Consider the following 22,073-nt stretch of genomic DNA (forward strand, 5'->3'; position numbering starts at 1 on the left):
TCGCGTTCCTGCAGGAGATGAACGCCACCGTCTACCGCCGCTGCCCGGGCGTGGTGACGATCGCGGAGGAGTCCACCGCCTGGGACGGCGTCACCCGGGCGACGCACCACCGGGGGCCGAGCGGCTTCGGGGGCCTCGGCTTCGGGCTGAAGTGGAACATGGGCTGGATGCACGACTCGCTGGAATACATGGCCCACGACCCGATCCACCGCGCGTACCACCACAACGAGATGACGTTCTCGATGGTGTACGCCTACAGCGAGAACTACGTGCTGCCGATCTCGCACGACGAGGTGGTGCACGGGAAGCGGTCGCTGGTGTCGAAGATGCCGGGCGACTGGTGGCAGCAGCGGGCGAACCTCCGTGCGTACCTGGGCTTCATGTGGGCGCACCCGGGCAAGCAACTCCTCTTCATGGGACAGGAGTTCGCGCAGGGCGCGGAGTGGTCGGAGGCGCACGGGCCGGACTGGTGGCTGCTGGACCCGGAGTACGGGGCGGAGGCGGACCACCGGGGGGTGCGCGACCTGGTCCGCGACCTCAACACCGTGTACCGCGGCACGCCGGCGCTGTGGGAGCGGGACACCGAACCGTCCGGTTTCAGCTGGGTCGTGGGCGACGCGGCGGACGACAACGTGTTGGCCTTCCTGCGCCACGACGCGGAGGGGAGCCCGCTGCTGGCGGTTTCCAACTTCGCCCCTGTCGTCCGCCACGACTACCGCCTGGGCGTGCCCGACGACGTCCCGGCCTGGCACGAGGTGCTGAACACGGACGCGGCGGCGTACGGAGGCAGCGACGTGCGCAACCCGGGCCCCGTGAAACCGGAACCCACGCCGTGGCACGGCCGCGCGGCCAGCCTGCGCCTGACGCTGCCGCCGCTGTCAACGCTCTGGCTCCGCCCGGCCTAGGTTTCTCGCCCCCGCCGCCCCTACCCGTCCCATCCCCAGAGGCTCCACCCCTTCAACCCCGCCGGGGCTCCACCCCAGACCCCACCGGGGGCTCCACCCCAGACCCCACCGGGGGCTCCACCCCAGACCCCGGTGGGGCTCCGCGCCACACTCCGTTCGGGGGTCGGCCCCCGGACCCCCCGCTCCTCAAACGCCGGAGGGGCTGATTTTCCGCCGGAGGCCTGATCTGTCAGCGCCGGTCGGCATCATTCAGCCCGTCTGGGGGTCCCCCCTGCTCGAACAGCTTGGGGGAGTTCGAGGACGAGGCCGCTCAGGCCGAGCGGGGGTCTGGGGGCGCAGCCCCCAGGGACGGGAAGGGCAGGGGCTGCGGGGGCGAGACACCCTCGCGGTCGGCTCAGCGACCGCCGAACATCAGCCGCCGCAGCCCCGCCAGCAACCCCCTCGCCTCCCGCTCCACTGCGCGCGGCCCCTCCGGGGGTTCCGGGGCTCCCCCGGAGGAGCCACGCGCACCCGGCAGCGGCACGTCCCCGTGCAACTCGTAGCGGATCGGCAGCAGCCGCAGCCCCCGCACCACCGGCCCCGACCGCCACGGCAACTGATCGGGCGGCAACGTCAGTTCCGCCTGGGCGAAGTGCTCGAAGACGCGCCCCACCGCCGTCGTCACTATCATCCCGCCCAGCTCCCGCGCCGCACTCGGGCACTGGTGCTGCCCGGCCCCCCACCCCAGATGCGCCCGCGTACTGATCGTCGAGTCCACCGACGAGGACGAGTCGAGCACCAGCAGGTCCCGGTGCGCGGCCGCCGCCGACGGCGACACCGCGTCGCCCGCACGGATCCAGAAGTTGCCCAGCCGCACGTCCCGCGCCGCGAAGCGGAAGCACATGTTGGCCACCGGCGGATTGACCAGCGCCGCCCGGTTCACGGTCTCCCCCAGCTGCCCGGCCGACAGACTCAGCCGCACCGTGGCGTTGCCCCGCAGCACCTCCAGGAGTGTGTTCAGCACCATGTTCCCGGTGACGTCGTTGAGGTAGACCGCGTTCATGAACAGCTCCCGGCCCAGCTGTTCGTCCGACAGGTCCGGGTCGGCCAGCAGCATGTACGAGGTCAGGTCGTCACCAGGCCGCGCCCTGCGGTGCGCCGCCAGTCGGGTCATGGCCGCGAGCGCCCTGCCCGTCGCCGCCCCCGCGTCCGGCCCGCCGTCGAGCATCCGCCACAGGTCCATGACCAGCTCATCGCCCAGCTCCACCGGGCAGCCGAACAGCCGCGTCGTCACCATCAGCAGCAACGGCCGTGTGTACTGCGCCCCGAGGTCCGCGAACCCCGTCGGCCCCGACTCGGCGGCCAGCACGCCGATCAGTTCGTCCGTGTAGCGGGCGACGGCGGCCCGCAGCTCCCAGCCCTGCGGCGTGTGCCCGTCCTGGAAGGGACGCAGCGCCGAGTGGTGGGTGCGGCGGGCCGCCCGGTGTTCGTCGCCGTCCATGAACATCGTCTGCCGCACTTCGTAGCCCGCGAGCAGCGGCCAGTCCGCCGGGAGCCACCCCTGCGCCCGGGCCCGCCAGTAACGTACGTCCCGCCGCCACACGCTCTCGTCCCGCAGCACCTGAAGGACCTCGCGGTAGCCGAGCACCAGCCACACGGGCACCCCCATCAGCCCGACCGGCGCGACCGGGCCGTAGGTGCGCCGCAGCCGCTCGTACACGCCCCCGGGATCGGCGTCGAACTCCGAGGTGAGCAGCGGTGGTACCGGCAGCGAGGCGAGCGACGGGCTGTCGGCCGGCGCGGTCGCGCACGGTTGGGCGTCCATACCGACACGCATACCGCACCGGACGTGCACGGCCGGTGATCACAGCGTGAACTGTTATGCCCCGGTGATCTCCGTTTCCGTTGCGTTCGGTCGCGCGTCGTCCGAGTCCCGCAGTGCCGCCGCCAGTGGCTTCGGCAGCTCCCCGCTGTGCACCACGCCCAGCCGCTGCGTCGCCCGGGTCAGCGCCACATAGAGGTCGCTCGTGCCGTAACGTCCCGGCTCGACCACCAGGACGGAGTCGAACTCCAAGCCCTTGGCCTGGCGCGGGTCGAGCAGGACCACGGTCCGGGTCAGGTCCGGTTCGCCGCCCGCGGTCACCCCGTCGAACCGCGCGGCCAGCGCCCGGTGCAGCTCGCGCGGGGCGATCACCGCCAGCCGGCCCTCGGCAGGGGTGAGTTCGGCGACCGCCTTCGCCACCGTGCCGGGCAGATCGTCCACCGCGCGGCGCGCCCACGGCCGTACGCCCGTGGAACGGACCGAGCTCGGCGGTTCGAAGCCGGGGTGCTCCGCCCGGACCACGGCCGCCGCGACCTCCATGATCTCGGCGGGCGTGCGGTAGTTGACGCAGAGCCGGGTGTGCTCCCAGCGGTCCTCGACGTAGGGCGCGAGGATCTTCGACCAGGAGCCGACCCCGCCGGCCTCGGACGTCTGTGCCGGGTCCCCGACCAGGGTCATCGAGCGGGTCGGGCAGCGCCGCATCAGCAGCCGCCAGGCCATGGGCGACAGCTCCTGCGCCTCGTCGACGATGATGTGCCCGAACGCCCAGGTGCGGTCGGCCGCGGCGCGTTCGGCGGCGCTGCGGTGGTCGGCCTCCTCCTGCCGCTCCGCGAACCGTTCGGCGTCGATGATGTCGTGCGCGGACAGGACTTCCGACGCTTCCGGGTCACTGTCCTCCTTGTCCTCGAACTCGTACGTCCGGGAGGCGTACGACACGTCCAGAACGCCCTGAGCGTACGACACCTGCGCCTCGCGCTCGCGTTCGGCGCGGGCGCGGGCCGAACGGTCGTCCTCGCCGAGGAGTTCTGCCGCCTCGTCGAGCAGCGGGATGTCGGCCGTCGTCCAGGCGCGGGTGACCGGGCGGCGGATGGCGGCCGCGTCCTCGTCGGACACATGGCCCTCCGGTTCGGCGAGGAAGTCGGCGACCAGCCGCTGCGGGGTCAGGCGCGGCCACAACTGGTCGATCGCGGCCCAGACTTCCGGGTTCTCGGCCAGTTCGTCGCGGATCTGGGTGATGTCGCTCGCGTCGAGGAGGTTCGAGCCGTCGTACGGGTCGGTGCCGATCCGTTCGGCGACCATGTCCGTCAGCGTGTTGAGGATGTGGCCCTCGAAGTGCTCGCGCGCCACGTTGTGCGGCAGCTTCGCGGCGCGGGTGCGTTCGCGGGCCACGTTCACGAGCCCGTCGTCGAGCAGGAGGACGTCCCGGTCGTGCTCGATGGCGACGACCGGGTCGGGCAGCGCCTGCCGGTCGGCGACGACCCGTGCGAGCACGTCGGCCATCTCGGCGCGGCCCTTCACGGCGGCGGCCCGCGGTGTGTCGGCGGCGGTGGCCTTCACGCCGGGGAAGAGCTCGCCGACCGTGGCGAGCAGCACGCCGGTCTCGCCGAGGGAGGGCAGCACCTCGCCGATGTAGCCGAGGAACGCCGGGTTCGGGCCGACGATGAGGACGGCGCGGCGGGCGAGCAGCTCCCGGTGCTCGTAGAGGAGGTAGGCCGCGCGGTGCAGCGCGACGGCCGTCTTGCCGGTGCCCGGGCCGCCCTCCACCACCAGCACTCCCCGATGGGGTGCGCGGATGATGCGGTCCTGGTCGGCCTGGATGGTCCGGACGATGTCGCTCATCCGGCCGGTGCGGGCCGCGTTGAGCGCGGCGAGCAGAACGTCGTCCCCGGCGGGGTCCTCGTGGCCGGTGCGTTCGCGGTCGGCGACGTCGAGGTGCTCGTCGTGCAGGGCCGTGACCCGGCGGCCCTCGGTGGAGATGTGCCGCCGTCGGCGCAGGCCCATCGGGGTGTGCCCGGTGGCCAGGTAGAAGGGGCGGGCGACCTCGGCCCGCCAGTCGATCAGGATCGGCGTGCGCTCGGCGTCGTCGGCGCGCAGTCCGATACGGCCGATGTGGTGGCTCGTCCCGGAGGTGAGGTCGATACGGCCGAAGCACAGCGAGCCGTCCACGGCGTTCAGCGCGGCCAGCAGGCCCGAGCGTTCGGCGACGAGGATGTCCCGTTCCAGGCGGGCCTGCATGGGCTTGTCGCCCTGGGCGAGCGCGTCCGCGACGGAACCCTCGGTGTCGCCGCGCAGCGCGTCCACGCGCGCGTACAACCCGTCGATGAATTCCTGTTCGTGCCGCAATTCATCGTCCGGAAATTCGGTGTTTGACAATTCAGCTCCCGCCCGGATATACTGTGCTCACTGAAGTTCTCCCGCGATCCTCTTCAATTGAAGTCGCGAATCATTGAATATACGCACAGAAATCCCCCGAGCGCAATTGCGCTCGGGGGATTTCGGCTCTGCGGGGCACCATCACAGCACGTCGGACAGCTCCTCCAGCAGCCGCCGCTTGGGCCGCGCCCCCACCATCGCCTTCACGGGCTCGCCGTTCCTGAAGACCATGAAGGTCGGCATCGACAGCACCTTGTAGGCGTTCGTGGTCTCCGGGTTGGTGTCCACATCCAGTTGGACCACCTTGAGCCGGTCACCCTCCTCGAAAGCCAGGGAGCTGAGCACCGGCCCCATCTGCCGGCACGGTGGACACCAGTCGGCGGTGAACTCCACCAGCACCGGCAGATCCGATGCGAGCACCTCCGCCCCGAAGTCCGCGTCCGTCACCTCGGCCACACCATTCGCCTTGATCACCGCTCCTGCCCTCCCAGCTCGCACAGCGGTTCCGGACCTCCCGGAACCAGCGCCTCGGCGGCCAGTCCGTCGCGGGCCTGCTCGGCGCGCGCGAGCTGTCCGGCGACCTTCTCCCGCACCGACCGCAGCTCCCCGATCAGCGCGTCCAGTTCGTCCAGCTTGCGCCGGTAGACCGCTAGCGACGCCGGGCAGGAGTCGCCCTCCGGGTGCCCGGCCCGCAGACATTCCACGAAGGGCCGTGTCTCCTCCAGGTCGAACCCGACGTCCTGCAGGGTGCGGATCTGCTGGAGCAGCCGCAGATCGCGCTCGTCGTAGGTGCGGTATCCGTTGTCGCCGCGCCGCGCGGGCAGCAGCCCCCGCGACTCGTAGTACCGCAGGGTCCGCGTGGTGGTCCCGGCCCGCGCCGCCAGCTCGCCGATTCGCATGTCCGTGACGGTAGTCCTTGACGCCGACGTCAGGGCAAGGCCGCAGGCACGGCGACGCCGCCGACGGTCACGCGGGCCCCGGGAAAGATCCCGCCACTCCCCCGGCGCGCACCGATGACTCCGGCCCGCCCCGGCGGTCTCATCTGTGACAGGACCCGGCGACGGCGGACGGACGGACCCATGACCACCCTGCACCACCTTCTGAAGACGTACCTCGACAAGGGCTGGGCGCCGGGCGCCGTGGCCCTGGTGGAGCGGCACGGCCGTACGGAGACCGCGGCGGTCGGCTCCCTCGACGCCACCGGCGCGCAGCCGATGCCGCCCGACGCGATCTTCCGCTTCGCCTCGATCACCAAGCCCCTCGTGGCCGCCGCCGTGATGACCCTCGTGGAGGACGGCACCCTCGCGCTCGACGCCCCGGTCGCCGTATGGATCCCGGAGCTGGCGCACCCCACCGTGGTGCGCACCCCCGCCGGTCCGCTCGACGACGTGGTGCCCGCCTCCCGGCAGATCACCGTCCAGGACCTGCTGACCTTCCGCGCGGGGTACGGCTTCCCGTCGGACTTCTCCCTGCCCCAGGTCAAGGCCCTGTTCGAGGTGCAGAGGCCCGGCGCGGATCCGCGCGCCCTCCCCGACCCGGACACCTGGGTCGCCGAGCTGGCCCGCCTCCCGCTGCTGTACCAGCCGGGCGAGGCCTGGCTCTATCACACCTGCTCCGACCTCCAGGGCGTGCTGATCGCCCGGGCGACCGGCCGTCCGCTGCCCGAGGTGCTGGCCGAGCGGATCCTCGAGCCGCTGGGCATGTCCGACACAGCCTTCGAGGTGCCGGCCACCGAGCGACACCGCCTCACCACCGCCTACCGCCGCGCCGGCACGGGCGGCCTGGAGGTCGCCGACACCCCGGACGGCGCCTGGAGCGGCCTGCCCGCGTTCCCGTCCGGCGGGGGCGGCCTCGCCGGTACGGCCGCCGACTGGCTGGCCTTCGCCCGCATGCTGCTGGCCGGCGGGACCACGCCCGACGGCCGGCGTGTTCTGGCCACGGAGTCGGTGCGCCGGATGACCACCGACCACCTCACCCCGGTGCAGCGCGCGAGGGCCGCCCTCTTCCTCGAGGGACAGGGCTGGGGCTACGGCGGCTCGGTGGACATCGCGGCCTCCGATCCATGGACCGTCCCCGGCCGCTACGGCTGGGTCGGCGGCACCGGCACCAGCGCCCACGTCGTGCCGGCCACCGGGACGGTCGCGATCCTGCTCACCCAGCGCGCGATGGAGAGCCCGACCCCGCCCGCCCTGATGCGCGACTTCTGGCGGTACGCGGCCGGGACGTCATGAGGCGCCCGGGCAGGGCCGGTGGCGGCGGGGCCGCTGGGGGCCGACCGGGACGGTTCAGGGGGCGAGCAGGACCCCCGCCGACTCCTCCACCTCCAGCAGAGAGGCGCTCCGCCGCTCCTCCTCGAACGCCTTGCGGCCGCCGCGCAGCCCGAACAGGCGCTTGGCGAACGCGATGTAGAGGACCGCGAGGATGTTGAGGACCAGTGTCGCGATCTTCAGGCCGCTGATGTACTCGGTGAGTTCGTACACCTCCAGCGGCAGGAAGGCCGCGGTGGCGACGACCGTCAGGTACTCCGCCCAGCGCTTGGCGTACCAGAGACCGACCGCCTCGACCAGCTCGATCAGCGCGTACGCCAGCAGCAGCCCGGACACCAGGATCAGCGTGGAGTGCCGGTAGCCGAAGGACTTCTGGATGGTGCCGACCACGGGCGAGTGGTCGAGGTCGTAGTGGAAGTGCCGGAAGACCGGCCGGAAGACCTCCAGGTACTCGTTGAACAGCCGCCGCACCGCGTCCTGGCTGTTGCTGAACCTCCACACCGCCACCGCGACCAGCACGATGAACACCCCGCGAACGGCCCGCTCGATCGCCAGGAAGCGCAGGATGAACAGGTCGCGCAGCACCTTGCCGCGCGGCACGAGCGGGGCGTCGCCGGCCGGCCCCGAGCCGTGCGGCTCGCCGAGCACGAAGTCCCCGCAGCGCAGGCAGCGCCACACGTCCCCGAGTGCGGTCTGGGCGTGCAGCCGGATCCGCAGCCGGGGGTCGTCCGGCGCGTAGGTCACATGCCCGCGGCGCGCACAGGTGCGCCGGTCCCAGTCGATCTTCATTGCCCCCGTGCCTCCCGCATGAAGGTGCCGTGCCGGTCGTTCCGGCACGGCACGGTAGTGCATGTCCTACGAGACGTGGGGGCAGGGCGCGGGGTTCCCGCCGAGGTCAGTGGCGTTCGGCGGTGACGAGTTCCCGCTCCTCGGCCTGCTCCTCAGCGGGCTGCGCGGGGCGGCTCTTGCGCGGCAGCAGCGCGGCGACCAGGACGGTGCCGACCCCCAGGATCACCGCGCCGACCAGGCTGGTGTGGGCGACGGCGTCCGCGAAGGACGAGCCGACCGCGTCGGCCATCTGCCGGGCGCCGTCCGCGAGCCGGCCGGCCTGCGCCTTGAGCTGTGCGGCCTGCTGGGCGCTGCCCGCGTGGGCGGCCTGCTCGGCGAGCTGCCGGGCCTTGTCGCCGATGCCCTGCGCCACCGCGTATCCGGCGCCGACGGAGTCCTGCGCGGTGTCCAGCGTGTTCGCCGGGAGCCGGCTGCCCGCGGTGGCGTCGGCCAGGTGCGAGGAGTAGGAGTTGGCGAGCACCGAACCGAGGAGGGCGATGCCGAGCGAGCCGCCGAGTTCGAGGGAGGTGTCGTTGACGGCGCCGCCGACGCCCAGCTCGGACTCCGGGAACGCCCCCATGATCGCGTCGGTGCAGGGCGAGAGCGCGAGGCCGATCGCGAGGCCCAGGATCACCAGGGGCAGCACGAAGTCGCCGTAGGTGGATCCGGCGTCGACGCGGGTGAGCAGCGCGAGCGCCGCCGTGCCGCCGACCATGCCCGCGGTGACGGTGATCCTCATACCGACGCGCGGGGTGAGGAACCCGGTCAGCGCCGAGCCCACGAACACGGCTCCGGCGAGCGGCAGCATGCGCACACCGGTCTGCAGGGCGTCGTAGCCGAGGACGAACTGCAGGTGCTGGGTGAGGTAGTAGAAGGCGCCGAAGACCGCCAGGAAGAACAGCGCGACGGCGAGGTTGGAGCCGGCGAAGCGGCGGTGGGCGAAGCGGCGCACGTCCAGGACCGGGCGCGGGTGGCGCAGCTCCCAGGCGACGAACAGCGCGAGTCCGACGCCCGCGACCACGGCGGCCGTGACGGCCCTGGTGCCCCAGCCGAAGTGCGGTCCCTCGATGATCATGTAGACGAGCGAGCCGATCCAGACCACCGACAGCAGTCCGCCGACGACGTCGATCCGGTCGTGGTGGGCGGCCTTGGACGGCGGGACCAGGACGAAGGCGGCGACCAGGGCGACGGCGGCGATCGGCACGTTGATCAGGAAGGTCGAGGACCAGCCGTGGTCCTTGAGCAGCGCTCCGGCGACGACCGGTCCGGCCGCGATGGCGAGGCCCGCGGTCGCGGTCCACAGGGTGATCACCTTGGCGCGTTCGGCGCGCGGGAAGGTCGCGGCGAGCAGGGAGAGCGTGGCGGGCATGATCAGCGCGGCGCCGACTCCCATCACGGCGCGTGCGGCGATCACGGTGGCGGCGCTGTCGGCGAGGTAGCCGAAGACGGCGCCGCCGCCGAAGACGACGAGACCGAGGACCAGCGCCCCGCGTCGGCTGTACTTGTCGCCGATCGCGCCGAGCAGCAGCATCAGCGCCGCGTACGGGACGGTGTAGCCGTCGATGACCCACTGCAGGTCGGCGCTGGACAGGCCGAGGTCGCGGGTCATGTCGGGGGCGGCGACGGTGAGGGCGGTGTTCGCCATCACGATGACCAGCAGGCTCAGGCAGAGCACGAGCAGCGCCCACCACCGCCGGGGGTAGGGCCGGTCCGTCCTCTCGACCGGTTCGTTCATGACGAGACGCATGAGTGCGGGCCTTCCTCTCCTCCATCGCCCTATGACGTGCACAGCAACTTGCACATCAACGTGCAACTGCACAATGCTGTGCAAGATACGGCATTGCACAGCGGTGTGCAAATAGAGGAGATGGAGGCCATGCGGAGGCGTACGGACACCACGCTGGGCCGTGCACAATGGCAGCCATGACCACGGGTAACGCCAGCCGGGCCGATGTAAACCGCCGCCGCATCCTGGATGTCGCGCTGGCCGAGCTGCTGCGCGACCCGGATGCGTCCATGGACCAGATCGCCCGCGCCGCGGGCGTCGTACGGCGCACGGTGTACGGGCACTTCCCGAGCCGTGAGGCGCTGATCAGCACCCTCGTCGACGGCGCGGTGGAGGCGGTGGCGGCGGCGCACGCGGCGGGCCGCGAGGGCGTCACGGACCCGGCCGAGGCGCTGGCCCGCTCTGCGCTCGCGGTGTGGGAGGTCGCCGACCGCTACCGGATCCTGGTGGCGCTGGCCCAGCGCAGCGTCACCGTGCAGGGCATCCGCGACCGGCTGGCACCGGTCCGCAGGGCGTGCGCGGAGATCCTGGCGCGCGGTCTGGAGCAGGGCGTCTTCGCATCACCGCTGCCGCCGCAGGCGCTGGCGTATGTGCACGAGCAGATGCTGTTCGCGCTGATGGAGGCGGTGAACGACGGCCTGCTGGCAGCGCGGGAGGCGGGCGGTTCGGCCGCGGTCACGCTGCTGACCGCGGCGGGGGTGCCCGCCGAGCGGGCCGGCGAGCTGGTGGCGGCACTGAGGGGCTGAGGTCCGAAAGCGTCCGGACATACGAAAGAACCGAGCGGCCGGGCCCACGGGGGGAGGCTCGACCGCTCGGCGTTCTTTCGGGAGGGCTGGGCTCACGCGCCCCGCAAGGGACGCGGGGCCCGACCGTAAGGGCGCGGGGCCCGACCGTAAGGGGCGCGGGGCGCGACTTCATGCGGCTCCGCCGCGGTGGGGATCTCCTGTTCGAGCGAAGCCGAGAACTTGGGGGGGACCAGCCACAGACGGCCCGCGGCTCCGGACCGCCGCCACAGCCGAGCGCCTACGCCTTGGCCAGCTCCTTGTCGCCGTCCTGCCCGGCCACCTCGGCCTCGTCGACCGGGGCCGCCGAGCGGCCCTCGTCCAGCAGCGTGGTCTCGTCGAAGGGCAGCTGTCCGGCGAGCACCTGCCGGACCCGCTCCTTGTCGATCTCCTTCGTCCAGGTGCCGATCAGGACGGTGGCCACGGCGTTGCCCGCGAAGTTCGTCAGGGCGCGGGCCTCGCTCATGAAGCGGTCGATGCCGACGATCAGTCCGACGCCGTCGACCAGCGCGGGCTTGTGGGACTGCAGACCGCCGGCCAGCGTGGCGAGGCCGGCGCCGCTGACGCCCGCCGCGCCCTTGGATGCGACGAGGAGGAAGAGCAGCAGCGGGATCTGCTCGCCGACGGACATCGGCGTGCCCAGCGCGTCGGCGATGTACAGCGACGCCATGGTCATGTAGATCATGGTGCCGTCGAGGTTGAAGGAGTAGCCGGTCGGGACGGTGATGCCGACCACCGGCTTGCTGACGCCCAGGTGCTCCATCTTGGCGATGAGCCGCGGAAGGGCGGACTCGGAGGAGGACGTGGACAGGATCAGCAGGAACTCGCGGCCGAGGTACTTCAGCAGCGAGAAGATGTTGAGGCCCGAGACGATCCGCAGCACCGCGCCGAGCACGACGAAGACGAACAGGACACAGGTCACGTAGAAGCCGAGCATCAGCACGGCGAGGCTCTTGAGCGCGTCCAGGCCGGCGGAGCCGACGACGGCCGCGATGGCACCGAAGGCGCCGATCGGCGCGGCCCACATCACCATGGCGAGGATGCGGAAGACGAGCCGCTGGATGTGCTCGATGCCGCGCAGCACCGGCGTGCCGACGGAGCCCATCGCCTGCAGCGCGAACCCGGCGAGGAGCGCGACGAGCAGGGTCTGCAGGACCTGGCCCTCGGTGAAGGCGGAGACGAACGTCGTCGGGATGATCGAGAGCGCGAAGTCGACCGGCGGCAGCGCGTCGGACGACACCTGCGCGTGGCCCGCCTGCTTGATCGCGTTCGTCAGGTGCAGGCCCTCACCCGGGTGCAGGACGTTCCCCACCACCAGGCCGATGGCGAGCGCCACCAGGGACATCACCAGGAAGTAGCCGAGGGCTATACCTCCGACGGCCCCGACCTTGGCGGCCTTCCGTACCGAACCGATGCCCAGCACGATCGTGCAGAAGATGATCGGCGAGATCATCATCTTGATCAGGTTCACGAAGCCCGTGCCGAGGGGCTTGAGCTGGACCGCGGCATCGGGGGCGGCCAGGCCCACGGCGATGCCGAGCGCCACCGCGACGATCACGGCGATGTACAGATAGTGGGTGCGGTCCCGCTTGGCTGCGGGCGCGGCAGGTGCCGTTCGGGCTGTGCTGGCCACGGCTGCCCTCCTCGACGACGTCGTCGGTTGATCCGGCGTGCGGCTCACGTCCGGGGGATGGCGGGAGGCGTACTCCCGGGGTCCGGGAGGCGTACTCCCGGGGTCCGGGAGGCGTACTCCCAGGATTCCGGGAGACGTGCTCCCGTGATCCGGGAGGTGCACTCCCGGGGTCCGGGAGGCGGCGCACGCTCCCGGGGGATGCGGTGACTATCTCCCGCCCGTGTGAGGGCGGTCACCCTTCCGTTCATTTAGTTCACGCTTATACGGACAGCGGGAACGGCGAGGCAGACTGAACCCATGCGCGTGCCCCCCATACCGAGACCCCGCAGCCTCGCAGGTCAGCTCTTCGCCATGCAGGCCGTGCTGATCGCGGTGCTCGTCGCCGGGTACGCGCTCTTCACCTACCTCAGCGACCACAGCCAGGCCCGCCAGGCGGCCGACCGGCAGGCGACGGCGGTGGCCCGCTCGGTCGCGGACTCCCCGTCGGTCCGGGCGGCGATCCGCACCACCCACCCGACGAAGTCGCTCCAGCCCTACGCGCTCCAGGTGCAGCGGCACACGGGCGTGGACTTCGTCACGATCATGAACCCGCAGGGCATCCGCTGGACCCACCCCAACCCCGAGCGCATCGGCGAGCACTTCCGCGGCCATATCGAGCGCGCACTGAAGGGCGAGACCTTCACCGAGAGGTACACCGGCACGCTCGGCCCGTCCGAGCGCGCGGTCACCCCCATCTGGGACGGCGGCCGCATCGTCGGCCTGGTGAGCGCGGGCATCAAGATCGAGACGGTCACGGCCCGGGTCCAGGACCAGGTGACCGCCATGGCCGGCGTCGCGGTCGGTGCACTGGTCCTGGGCGGCATCGGCACCTACGTGATCAACGCCCGGCTGCGCCGCTCCACCCACGGCATGAACGCCACCGAGCTGAGCCGTATGCACGGCTACCACCAGGCCGCCCTGCACGCCGTGCGCGAGGGCCTGCTCATGCTGGACGGCCAGTTCCGGGTGGCACTGATCAACGACGGCGGCCGGGAGCTGCTCGGGGTGAGCGGCGAGGTGGTGGGCCGCTCGGTGGCGGAGCTCGGGCTGCCGGCCCCGCTGACGGGCGCGCTGCTGTCCTCCGAGCCCCGGGTCGACGAGGTGCATCTGGCGGAGACCCGGGTCCTGGTGGTGAACACCTCCCCGGTCTCCGGCGGCGAACGCCGGGGCACCGTCGTCACCCTGCGCGACGTGACCGAGCTGCAGGCGCTGACGGGCGAGCTGAACTCGGAGCGCGGCTTCACCCAGGCGCTGCGCTCGCAGGCGCACGAGGCGGCGAACCGGCTGCACACGGTGGTGTCGCTGATCGAGCTGGGCCGCGCCGAGGAGGCGGTCGACTTCGCCACGGCCGAGCTGGAACTGGCGCAGGCCCTCACGGACCAGGTGGTCGCCGCGGTCAACGAGCCGGTGCTCGCGGCGCTGCTGCTCGGCAAGGCGGCGCAGGCGAACGAGCGGGGCGTGGAGCTGGTGGTGTCCGACGACAGCAGCATCGACGACGGCCTGCTGCCGCCCTCCCTCCCCTCCCGGGACCTGGTGACGATCCTCGGCAACCTGATCGACAACGCGGTGGACGCCGCCCAGGGCTCGGTGGGCGCCCGGGTGACGGTGACCGCGTACACGGAGGGCCCGGACCTGGTCCTGCGGGTGTCGGACACCGGGGACGGGGTGGACCCCGCGCACGCGGAGGCGGTGTTCGAACGCGGCTGGTCGACGAAGCCCGCCACCGCCCCGGGCGGCCGCGGCCTGGGCCTCGCCCTGGTCCGCCAGACGGTACGTCGCCACGACGGCACCCTCACGGTGTCGGAGGCGCCCGGAGGCGGGGCGGAGTTCGAGGCCCGGGTGCCGTTGCCTACCGTGGGGGCGGCCATTGCGGCTCCGCGGACGTCACCGGGCGCCGAGGCCGCCCTGCCCGGAGGTGACGCATGAGACGCACCCGCACCGCGCCCGCGTCCGGAGGTGACGCATGACCGAGCCCATCCGCGTCCTGGTCGTGGAGGACGACCCGGTCGCCGCCGACGCGCACGTGATGTACGTGGGCCGGGTCCCGGGCTTCACGGCGGTCGGCAAGGCGGCCACGGGAGCGGAGGCGCGCCGCGCCCTGGAGCGCACGCAGGTGGACCTCCTCCTGCTGGACCTGCACCTGCCCGACGTGCACGGCCTGCAACTGGCGCGCTCCCTGCGGGCGGCCGGGTACCACGCGGACGTCATCGCGGTGACCTCGGCGCGGGACCTGGCGGTGGTGCGGGAGGGCGTCTCCCTGGGGGTCGTCCAGTACGTACTGAAGCCGTTCACGTTCGCGACGCTGCGGGACCGGCTGGTGCGGTACGCGGAGTTCCGTGAGGCGGTGGGCGAGGCGAGCGGCCAGGACGAGGTGGACCGCGCCCTGGCCACCCTGCGGGCGCCGGGCCCGGCGGCGCTGCCCAAGGGGCTCAGCGCGCCGACACTGGAGCGGGTGACGGGGGTGCTGCGGGACGCGGAGGAGGGGCTCACGGCGGCGGGGGTCGCCGAAGCCGTGGGGATCTCGCGGATCACGGCCCGGCGGTATCTGGAGCACCTGGTGGACGCGGGGCGGGCGGGGCGGAGTCCGTTGTACGGGCAGGTGGGGCGGCCGGAGTTGGTGTACCGGTGGGTCACGGCGGCGGAGCGGGGGCGGTAGCTTCTCCGGCCGGGCAGGGGACGGAGGCCGTACGTTCCTACGATGCGTGAGTATGGCTGAACAGTCCGTAGTCACCTCCAGTCCCGGCGCTCTAGCTTGTGCCCACCCACCGCAGGCCCAGCAACCGCCCCCGCCCATCCCGCCCTTCGATGCCGCCGCCGCCCGCCGCCTCCGGGTGGCCCTGGGCATGGAACCCGAGCACGTCGCCCACACCATGCGCTCCTCGTACGGGCTCCCCCATGTCACGCCCGACCTCGTGATCGACTGGGAGGGCGGGGCCGCCACTCCGAGGCCGCACGAACTGACCGCGCTCGCGGGCGTGTTGTGGTGTGCGCCCGGCGAACTCGTCGGCGCCCCCCGCACCCTGCGCGAGCACCGTCTCGCGCGCGGGCTCGCGCAGGAGGACGTGGCGCACGCCGTGGGCCTCGGGCTCCTCGCCTACGTGCGGATGGAGGACGCGGACGCCTGGCGGGGCAACGACCGGCAGTCCGCCGCCCTCGCCGAGGTGCTCCAGCTGTCCCTGCCCGACTTCGTCACCGTGACCGGGCGCGAGGGCCGGCTCGCCCAGCTGCTGCGCGGCGCGGTCACCACCCGCTGGCAGGCGTACGTCCGCCAGGTCGGCAAACTGCTGCTCCTGGAGCGGCCGCTCGTCGAGGACGTCCTCGAGGAGATGCACGCCGACCACCAGGGGCGGATGACCGCCACGCCGAACTGGGGCGCGGGGTCCGCCGCGGCCGACGCCGGTGAGGCCGGCCGCGACTGCCTCGACCGCGTGGTGGAGATCTTCTGGGAGACGGTCGAGAGGAACTCCCAGCAGCGGAGTCGGTGTTCTTAGAACACCGATTCCGCCTCGTCCATCCGGTCCTTCGGCACCGTCTTCAGCTCGGTCACCGCCTCCGCCAGCGGCACCATCACCACGTCGGTGCCGCGCAGCGCCGTCATCCTGCCGAACTCCCCGCGGTGCGCCGCCTCGACCGCGTGCCAGCCGAAGCGGGTGGCGAGCACCCGGTCGTAGGCGGTCGGTACGCCACCGCGCTGGACGTGGCCGAGGATGACCGGCTTGGCCTCCTTGCCGAGCCGCCGCTCCAGCTCGTACGCGAGGGCCGTGCCGATGCCCTGGAAGCGCTCGTGGCCGTACTGGTCGATCGCGCCCTTGCCGTAGTCCATGGTGCCCTCGCCGGGGTGGGCGCCCTCGGCGACGCAGATCACCGCGAACTTCTTGCCGCGGGCGAAGCGCTCCTCGACCATCTTGACCAGGTCGGCCGGGTCGAAGGGGCGCTCCGGCAGGCAGATGCCGTGCGCGCCGGCCGCCATGCCCGACTCCAGGGCGATCCATCCGGCGTGTCGGCCCATGACCTCCACGACCATCACCCGCTGGTGGGACTCGGCCGTCGTCTTCAGGCGGTCCATGGCCTCGGTGGCCACGGTGACCGCGGTGTCGAAGCCGAAGGTGCGGTCAGTGGAGGAGATGTCGTTGTCGATCGTCTTGGGCACGCCGACGACCGGCAGGCCCGCGTCCGAGAGCATGCGCGCGGCCGTCAGGGTGCCCTCGCCGCCGATCGGGATCAGGGCGTCGATGCCGAAGTCGCGGATCATGTCCGAGGCGTTCTCACAGGCCTCGCGGAGCCGGTCGCGCTCCAGCCGGGAGGAGCCGAGAATGGTGCCGCCACGGGCGAGGATGCCGCTCACGGCGTCGAGGTCGAGGGTGCGGTAGTGACCGTCCAGAAGGCCCCGGTAGCCGTCCTCGAAGCCGATGACCTCGTCGCCGTACTGCGCTACCGCTCGGTGCACGACCGACCGGATCACTGCGTTCAGGCCCGGGCAGTCGCCGCCTGCGGTGAGTACTCCGATGCGCATCGTGCTGTGTCTCCTGCTCGCTGTCGATACCGGTGAGCCAGTCCGATTGTTTCACGGCTCACAGGCGGGTGCCGATCGCGCATGTCCACCCTTGATCCCTGGTACCTGGGGGGCGCCTTATCCGCGCCCAGGGGTATTGTCAAGAGGGTTCTGCTCACTCGCATGGAGGATTTTTTTCAGCCTCCGCAGAACCCCACAAAAGCATTCGGAATCGGTCAAGACCACCCCCCTCCAGAGACGAAACGGAGAGCACGCGTGACGCGCTGCGTGTACGTGACCGGGATCGACCGCGGCGACGGCCGCCAGGTCGTCGAGCTGGGAGTCATGGAGCTCCTGACCCGGCAGGTCGACCGGGTCGGCGTCTTCCGTCCGCTCGTCCACGACGGCCCCGACCGCCTCTTCGAGCTGCTGCGCGCCCGGTACCGGCTGTCCCAGGACCCGGCGACCGTGTACGGCATGGGCTACCAGGAGGCGGCCGCGCTCCAGGCCGAGCGCGGCACGGACGAGCTGGTGTCCACACTGGTCGACCGGTTCCACGCGGTGGCCCGCGACTACGAGGTCGTCCTCGTCCTCGGCACCGACTTCGCCGACACCCAGCTCCCGGACGAGCTGTCCCTGAACGCCCGGCTCGCCAACGAGTTCGGGGCGTCGGTGATCCCGGTCGTGGGCGGGCGCCGGCAGACCGCGGAGTCGGTGCGCGCCGAGACGGCGAACGCCTACCGCGCCTACGAGGGGCTGGGCTGCGACGTTCTCGCCATGGTCGTCAACCGGGTGGCCCGCGAGGACCGCGACGAGATCACCGAAGGGCTCGACTCCCGCCTCCCGGTGCCCTGTTACGTGCTCCCCGACGAGCCCGCCCTCTCGGCGCCGACCGTGGCCCAGATCGCCCACGCCCTCGGCGCCAAGGTGCTGCTCGGCGACGACTCGGGCCTCGCGCGCGACGCCCTCGGCTTCGTCTTCGGCGGTGCCATGCTGCCGAACTTCCTCGCCGCCCTGACCCCGGGCTGCCTGGTGGTCACCCCGGGCGACCGTGCCGACCTCGTCGTGGGCTCGCTGGCCGCGCACAGCGCCGGGACCCCGCCGATCGCGGGCGTGCTGCTGACACTGAACGAGGTGCCCCGCGACGAGGTCCTCGCCCTCGCCGCGCGCCTCGCCCCGGGCACCCCGGTGCTCTCGGTGTCCGGCACCAGCTTCCCCACCGCCGAGCAGCTCTTCTCCATGGAGGGCAAGCTGAACGCGGCCACCCCGCGCAAGGCGGAGCGGGCGCTCGGGCTCTTCGAGCGGTACGTCGACACCGTGGACCTGAACAAGCGGGTGTCCGCACCGAGCAGCGACCGGCTCACGCCGATGATGTTCGAGCACAAGCTGCTGGAGCAGGCCCGCGCCGACAAGCGCCGGGTGGTCCTCCCGGAGGGCACCGAGGAGCGGGTGCTGCATGCCGCCGAGGTGCTGCTGCGCCGCGGGGTGTGCGACCTCACACTGCTCGGGCCCGTCGACCAGATCCGCAAGAAGGCCGCCGACCTCGGCATCGACCTCGGCGACTCGCAGCTGATCGACCCGGCCACCTCGGAGTTGCGCGACGCCTTCGCCGAGAAGTACGCGGCGCTGCGCGCCCACAAGGGGGTCACGGTCGAGCTGGCGTACGACGTCGTCTCCGACGTGAACTACTTCGGCACCCTGATGGTCCAGGAGGGGCTCGCCGACGGCATGGTGTCCGGGTCCGTGCACTCCACGGCCGCCACCATCCGGCCCGCCTTCGAGATCATCAAGACCAAGGGGGCCGCGCGAAGCGCGTCGGATGGGGCGATGGCGGGAGACGGGCGGGCCAAGCCGGACGCGAAGATCGTCAGCTCGGTCTTCTTCATGTGCCTCGCCGACAAGGTCCTCGTCTACGGCGACTGCGCCGTGAACCCGGACCCGAACGCCGAGCAGCTCGCCGACATCGCCATCCAGTCGGCGGCCACCGCCGAGCAGTTCGGGGTGGAGCCGCGGATCGCGATGCTGTCGTACTCCACGGGCAGCTCCGGCTTCGGCGCCGATGTCGACAAGGTGCGCGAGGCCACCGAACTGGTGCGGCAGCGCCGCAGCGATCTGAAGATCGAGGGTCCGATCCAGTACGACGCCGCCGTCGAGCCGAGCGTCGCGGCCACCAAGCTGCCGGGCTCGGAGGTCGCCGGGCAGGCGTCGGTGCTGATCTTCCCGGACCTGAACACCGGCAACAACACCTACAAGGCCGTGCAGCGCTCGGCCGGCGCGATCGCCGTCGGACCGGTCCTGCAGGGCCTGCGCAAGCCCGTCAACGACCTGTCCCGGGGCGCCCTCGTCTCCGACATCGTCAACACCGTCGCCATCACGGCGATCCAGGCCCAGACCTCCGAGCAGAAGGCAACCGCCCAGTGAGCCCAACCCGTGTCCTCGTCCTCAACTCCGGCTCCTCCTCGGTGAAATACCAGCTGCTGGACATGCGTGACGGCAGCAGGCTGGCCGTGGGCCTCGTCGAGCGCATCGGCGAGCAGACCTCGCGGACCAAGCACACGGCGCTCACCACGGGCGACACCCGGGAGCAGAACGGGCCGATCACCGACCACCAGGCCGCCCTGAAGGCGGTCGCCGAGGAGCTGGGCAGGGACGGGCTGGGCGTCGACTCGCCCGAGCTGGCCGCCATCGGCCACCGGGTGGTCCACGGCGGCATGTTCTTCACCGAGCCCACCGTCATCGACGACGCCGTGCTCACCGAGATCGAGCGGCTGATCCCGGTCGCGCCGCTGCACAACCCGGCCAACCTCACCGGCATCCGCACGGCCATGGCGCTGCGCCCCGACCTGCCGCAGGTCGCCGTCTTCGACACGGCCTTCCACACGACGATGCCTGAGTCCGCGGCGCGCTACGCGATCGACACGAAGATCGCGGACCGGCACCGGATCCGGCGGTACGGGTTCCACGGGACCTCGCACGCGTATGTGTCCCGGGCGACCGCGAAGCTGCTGGGCAAGGCGCCCGAGGACGTCAACGTCATCGTGCTGCACCTGGGCAACGGGGCGTCCGCCTCGGCGGTCAGGGGCGGGAAGTGCGTGGACACCTCCATGGGGCTCACCCCCCTTGAGGGTCTGGTGATGGGGACGCGCTCCGGCGACCTGGACCCGGCCGCCATCTTCCATTTGCAGCGTGTTGGCGGAATGTCCATGGACGAGATCGACACTCTTCTCAACAAGAGGAGCGGTCTGTTCGGTCTGTGCGGCGACAACGACATGCGGGAGATCGGCCGGCGGATCGACGAGGGCGACGAGGAGGCGCGGCTCGCCTTCGACATCTACATCCATCGGCTGAAGAAGTACATCGGCGCCTATTACGCGGTACTCGGCCGGGTGGACGCGGTCGCCTTCACGGCGGGTGTGGGCGAGAACGCCGCCGCGGTGCGTCAGGCCGCCGTCGCGGGCCTGGAGGGGCTGGGCCTTGCGGTGGACGGCGACCTCAACGCCGTGCGCGGCGACCAGCCGCGGCTGATCTCGCCCGTGTCCGCGCGGGTGGCGGTCGCGGTGGTGCCGACCGACGAGGAACTGGAGATCGCCACGCAGACCTACGCACTGGTCGGCGAGGGCACCGGAAAGGGCAACTGAAGAAATTCGACGACTCTCGCCTGAGCGCGAACCCGCCCATTTGTATTTTCCGCCAGACGGAATATTCCGTAGCGAAACAAACCGATAGGATCGCCCCATGCGCCGTTCGAAAATCGTCTGTACTCTCGGCCCCGCGGTCGACTCCCACGACATGCTCGTCTCGCTGATCGAAGCCGGCATGAATGTGGCCCGCTTCAACTTCAGCCACGGCACGCACGAAGATCACGAGGGCCGGTACGTCCGGGTCCGCGCCGCGTCCGCCGAGACCGGCAAGGCCGTCGGTGTCCTCGCCGACCTGCAGGGCCCGAAGATTCGCCTCGAGACCTTCGCCGAGGGTCCGGTCGAGCTGGTGCGCGGTGACGAGTTCACCATCACCACCGAGGACGTGCCGGGCGACAAGTCGATCTGCGGAACGACGTACAAGGGCCTGCCGGGGGACGTCTCCAAGGGCGACCAGATCCTGATCAACGACGGCAACGTCGAGCTGAAGGTCCTGGACGTCGAGGGTCCCCGGGTGAGGTCGATCGTCATCGAGGGCGGTGTCATCTCCGACCACAAGGGCATCAACCTGCCCGGTGCCGCGGTGAACGTGCCGGCGCTGTCCGAGAAGGACATCGAGGACCTGCGGTTCGCGCTGCGCATGGGCTGCGACATGGTCGCGCTGTCCTTCGTGCGGGACGCCAACGACGTCAAGGACGTCCACCGCGTCATGGACGAGGAGGGCCGCCGCGTCCCGATCATCGCCAAGGTGGAGAAGCCGCAGGCGGTGGCGAACATGGAGGACGTCGTGATGGCGTTCGACGGCGTGATGGTCGCCCGCGGCGACCTGGCCGTCGAGTACCCCCTCGAGAAGGTCCCGATGGTGCAGAAGCGGCTCATCGAGCTGTGCCGCCGCAACGCCAAGCCGGTGATCGTGGCGACCCAGATGATGGAGTCGATGATCACCAACTCCCGCCCGACCCGCGCCGAGGCCTCCGACGTCGCCAACGCCATCCTGGACGGCGCCGACGCGGTCATGCTCTCCGCCGAGTCCAGCGTGGGCGCGTACCCGATCGAGACGGTCAAGACGATGTCGAAGATCGTCCAGGCGGCCGAGGAGGAGCTGCTCTCCAAGGGCCTTCAGCCGCTGGTCCCGGGCAAGAAGCCGCGCACGCAGGGCGGTTCGGTGGCGCGCGCCGCGGCCGAGATCGCGGACTTCCTCGGCGGCAAGGGCCTGGTGGCCTTCACCCAGTCCGGTGACACCGCCCGCCGGCTGTCCCGCTACCGCGCGGCCCAGCCGATCCTGGCGTTCACCACGGACGAGTCGACCCGCAACCAGCTGTCGCTCAGCTGGGGTGTGGAGTCGCACGTCGTGCCGTTCGTGAACAGCACCGACGAGATGGTCGACCTGGTGGACCAGGAGATGGTCAGGCTCAAGCGGTTCAACGACGGGGACATCGTGGTCATCACCGCCGGCTCCCCGCCCGGCGTCCCCGGCACCACGAACATGGTCCGCGTCCACCACCTGGGCGAGCGCAACTGACCCACGA

General features: G+C 71.6%; 17 protein-coding genes. 9 read left to right on the forward strand and 8 right to left on the reverse strand.

The window, feature by feature from the left end; translation table 11 throughout:
• The coding region (locus tag AB0N14_RS00005; protein WP_366023456.1) for an alpha amylase C-terminal domain-containing protein at positions 1 to 905 on the forward strand (905 nt) is incomplete at its 5' end.
• A gap of 394 nt (positions 906 to 1,299) precedes the next feature.
• Here the strand turns inward: AB0N14_RS00005 and AB0N14_RS00010 are convergent.
• The 4 genes from AB0N14_RS00010 to AB0N14_RS00025 all read right to left on the reverse strand — a co-directional run bounded on the left by AB0N14_RS00010 (position 1,300) and on the right by AB0N14_RS00025 (position 5,978).
• On the reverse strand, positions 1,300 to 2,709 hold the full coding sequence (locus AB0N14_RS00010) for a cytochrome (RefSeq protein ID WP_366023457.1): 1,410 nt from the start codon (positions 2,707 to 2,709) through the stop codon (positions 1,300 to 1,302).
• 54 nt (positions 2,710 to 2,763) lie between these two features.
• Entirely contained in the window at positions 2,764 to 5,079 is a 2,316-nt protein-coding gene (locus AB0N14_RS00015; protein ID WP_366023458.1) for an ATP-dependent DNA helicase, read from the reverse strand.
• A gap of 141 nt (positions 5,080 to 5,220) precedes the next feature.
• On the reverse strand, positions 5,221 to 5,553 hold the full coding sequence (locus tag AB0N14_RS00020; protein ID WP_366023459.1) for a thioredoxin domain-containing protein: 333 nt from the start codon (positions 5,551 to 5,553) through the stop codon (positions 5,221 to 5,223).
• Positions 5,550 to 5,978, reverse strand: coding sequence for a MerR family transcriptional regulator (locus tag AB0N14_RS00025; RefSeq protein WP_366023460.1), 429 nt, complete (start codon positions 5,976 to 5,978; stop codon positions 5,550 to 5,552). The genes AB0N14_RS00020 and AB0N14_RS00025 overlap by 4 nt, the downstream gene beginning before the upstream one ends.
• A gap of 180 nt (positions 5,979 to 6,158) precedes the next feature.
• Between AB0N14_RS00025 and AB0N14_RS00030 the strand changes: the two genes are divergently transcribed.
• On the forward strand, positions 6,159 to 7,310 hold the full coding sequence (locus tag AB0N14_RS00030; protein WP_366023461.1) for a serine hydrolase domain-containing protein: 1,152 nt from the start codon (positions 6,159 to 6,161) through the stop codon (positions 7,308 to 7,310).
• A 54-nt stretch (positions 7,311 to 7,364) separates the two neighbouring features.
• On the opposite strand, the gene AB0N14_RS00035 is transcribed toward AB0N14_RS00030, so the two are convergent.
• A complete protein-coding gene (locus AB0N14_RS00035; protein WP_366023462.1) occupies positions 7,365 to 8,135 on the reverse strand; it encodes a DUF2127 domain-containing protein in 771 nt (256 codons plus the stop codon).
• A 106-nt stretch (positions 8,136 to 8,241) separates the two neighbouring features.
• The gene (locus AB0N14_RS00040; protein WP_366023463.1) at positions 8,242 to 9,921 is read right to left on the reverse strand and encodes an MFS transporter; all 1,680 of its coding nucleotides are present in this window, start codon (positions 9,919 to 9,921) and stop codon (positions 8,242 to 8,244) included.
• Between the two features lie 167 nt (positions 9,922 to 10,088).
• On the opposite strand from AB0N14_RS00040, the gene AB0N14_RS00045 reads away from it, so the two are divergent.
• Entirely contained in the window at positions 10,089 to 10,706 is a 618-nt protein-coding gene (locus AB0N14_RS00045) for a TetR/AcrR family transcriptional regulator (RefSeq protein WP_366023464.1), read from the forward strand.
• Between the two features lie 277 nt (positions 10,707 to 10,983).
• Here the strand turns inward: AB0N14_RS00045 and AB0N14_RS00050 are convergent, their stop codons facing one another.
• Complete coding sequence (locus tag AB0N14_RS00050) at positions 10,984 to 12,375, reverse strand: cation:dicarboxylase symporter family transporter (RefSeq protein ID WP_366023465.1); 1,392 nt, start codon at positions 12,373 to 12,375, stop codon at positions 10,984 to 10,986.
• 297 nt (positions 12,376 to 12,672) lie between these two features.
• On the opposite strand from AB0N14_RS00050, the gene AB0N14_RS00055 reads away from it, so the two are divergent.
• The 3 genes from AB0N14_RS00055 to AB0N14_RS00065 are packed head-to-tail and all read left to right on the forward strand — an operon-like array spanning position 12,673 to position 15,905.
• Positions 12,673 to 14,340, forward strand: a complete 1,668-nt coding sequence (locus AB0N14_RS00055; RefSeq protein WP_366023466.1) for a sensor histidine kinase — start codon at positions 12,673 to 12,675, stop codon at positions 14,338 to 14,340.
• 37 nt (positions 14,341 to 14,377) lie between these two features.
• Positions 14,378 to 15,070, forward strand: a complete 693-nt coding sequence (locus tag AB0N14_RS00060) for a response regulator (RefSeq protein WP_366023467.1) — start codon at positions 14,378 to 14,380, stop codon at positions 15,068 to 15,070.
• Between the two features lie 52 nt (positions 15,071 to 15,122).
• Entirely contained in the window at positions 15,123 to 15,905 is a 783-nt protein-coding gene (locus AB0N14_RS00065; RefSeq protein ID WP_366023468.1) for a helix-turn-helix transcriptional regulator, read from the forward strand.
• On the opposite strand, the gene AB0N14_RS00070 is transcribed toward AB0N14_RS00065, so the two are convergent.
• A complete protein-coding gene (locus AB0N14_RS00070) occupies positions 15,902 to 16,927 on the reverse strand; it encodes an ATP-dependent 6-phosphofructokinase (protein WP_366023469.1) in 1,026 nt (341 codons plus the stop codon). The two genes, AB0N14_RS00065 and AB0N14_RS00070, sit on opposite strands and share 4 nt — an antisense overlap.
• Positions 16,928 to 17,182: 255 nt before the next feature.
• Between AB0N14_RS00070 and pta the strand changes: the two genes are divergently transcribed.
• The 3 genes from pta (at position 17,183) to pyk (ending at position 22,066) form a co-directional block, all read left to right on the forward strand.
• The gene (gene pta, locus AB0N14_RS00075; RefSeq protein ID WP_366023470.1) at positions 17,183 to 19,327 is read left to right on the forward strand and encodes a phosphate acetyltransferase; all 2,145 of its coding nucleotides are present in this window, start codon (positions 17,183 to 17,185) and stop codon (positions 19,325 to 19,327) included.
• Positions 19,324 to 20,544, forward strand: a complete 1,221-nt coding sequence (locus AB0N14_RS00080; protein ID WP_366023471.1) for an acetate kinase — start codon at positions 19,324 to 19,326, stop codon at positions 20,542 to 20,544. The genes pta and AB0N14_RS00080 overlap by 4 nt, the downstream gene beginning before the upstream one ends.
• Positions 20,545 to 20,641: 97 nt before the next feature.
• Positions 20,642 to 22,066, forward strand: coding sequence for a pyruvate kinase (gene pyk / locus AB0N14_RS00085; protein ID WP_366023472.1), 1,425 nt, complete (start codon positions 20,642 to 20,644; stop codon positions 22,064 to 22,066).
• The last annotated feature ends 7 nt before the right edge of the window (positions 22,067 to 22,073 follow it).

The sequence above is a fragment of the Streptomyces sp. NPDC051104 genome (assembly GCF_040682835.1).
Classification (GTDB): Bacteria; Actinomycetota; Actinomycetes; order Streptomycetales; family Streptomycetaceae; genus Streptomyces; species Streptomyces cynarae.

Coding starts and splice junctions, on each gene's coding strand:
- AB0N14_RS00030 (WP_366023461.1), top strand. CDS start 6,159: ATGACCACCCTGCACCACCTTCTGAAGACGTACCTCGACAAGGGCTGG.
- AB0N14_RS00010 (WP_366023457.1), bottom strand. CDS start 2,709: ATGGACGCCCAACCGTGCGCGACCGCGCCGGCCGACAGCCCGTCGCTC.
- pyk (WP_366023472.1), top strand. CDS start 20,642: ATGCGCCGTTCGAAAATCGTCTGTACTCTCGGCCCCGCGGTCGACTCC.
- AB0N14_RS00060 (WP_366023467.1), top strand. CDS start 14,378: ATGACCGAGCCCATCCGCGTCCTGGTCGTGGAGGACGACCCGGTCGCC.
- AB0N14_RS00035 (WP_366023462.1), bottom strand. CDS start 8,135: ATGAAGATCGACTGGGACCGGCGCACCTGTGCGCGCCGCGGGCATGTG.
- AB0N14_RS00045 (WP_366023464.1), top strand. CDS start 10,089: ATGGCAGCCATGACCACGGGTAACGCCAGCCGGGCCGATGTAAACCGC.
- AB0N14_RS00055 (WP_366023466.1), top strand. CDS start 12,673: ATGCGCGTGCCCCCCATACCGAGACCCCGCAGCCTCGCAGGTCAGCTC.
- AB0N14_RS00040 (WP_366023463.1), bottom strand. CDS start 9,921: ATGCGTCTCGTCATGAACGAACCGGTCGAGAGGACGGACCGGCCCTAC.
- AB0N14_RS00065 (WP_366023468.1), top strand. CDS start 15,123: ATGGCTGAACAGTCCGTAGTCACCTCCAGTCCCGGCGCTCTAGCTTGT.
- AB0N14_RS00025 (WP_366023460.1), bottom strand. CDS start 5,978: ATGCGAATCGGCGAGCTGGCGGCGCGGGCCGGGACCACCACGCGGACC.
- AB0N14_RS00070 (WP_366023469.1), bottom strand. CDS start 16,927: ATGCGCATCGGAGTACTCACCGCAGGCGGCGACTGCCCGGGCCTGAAC.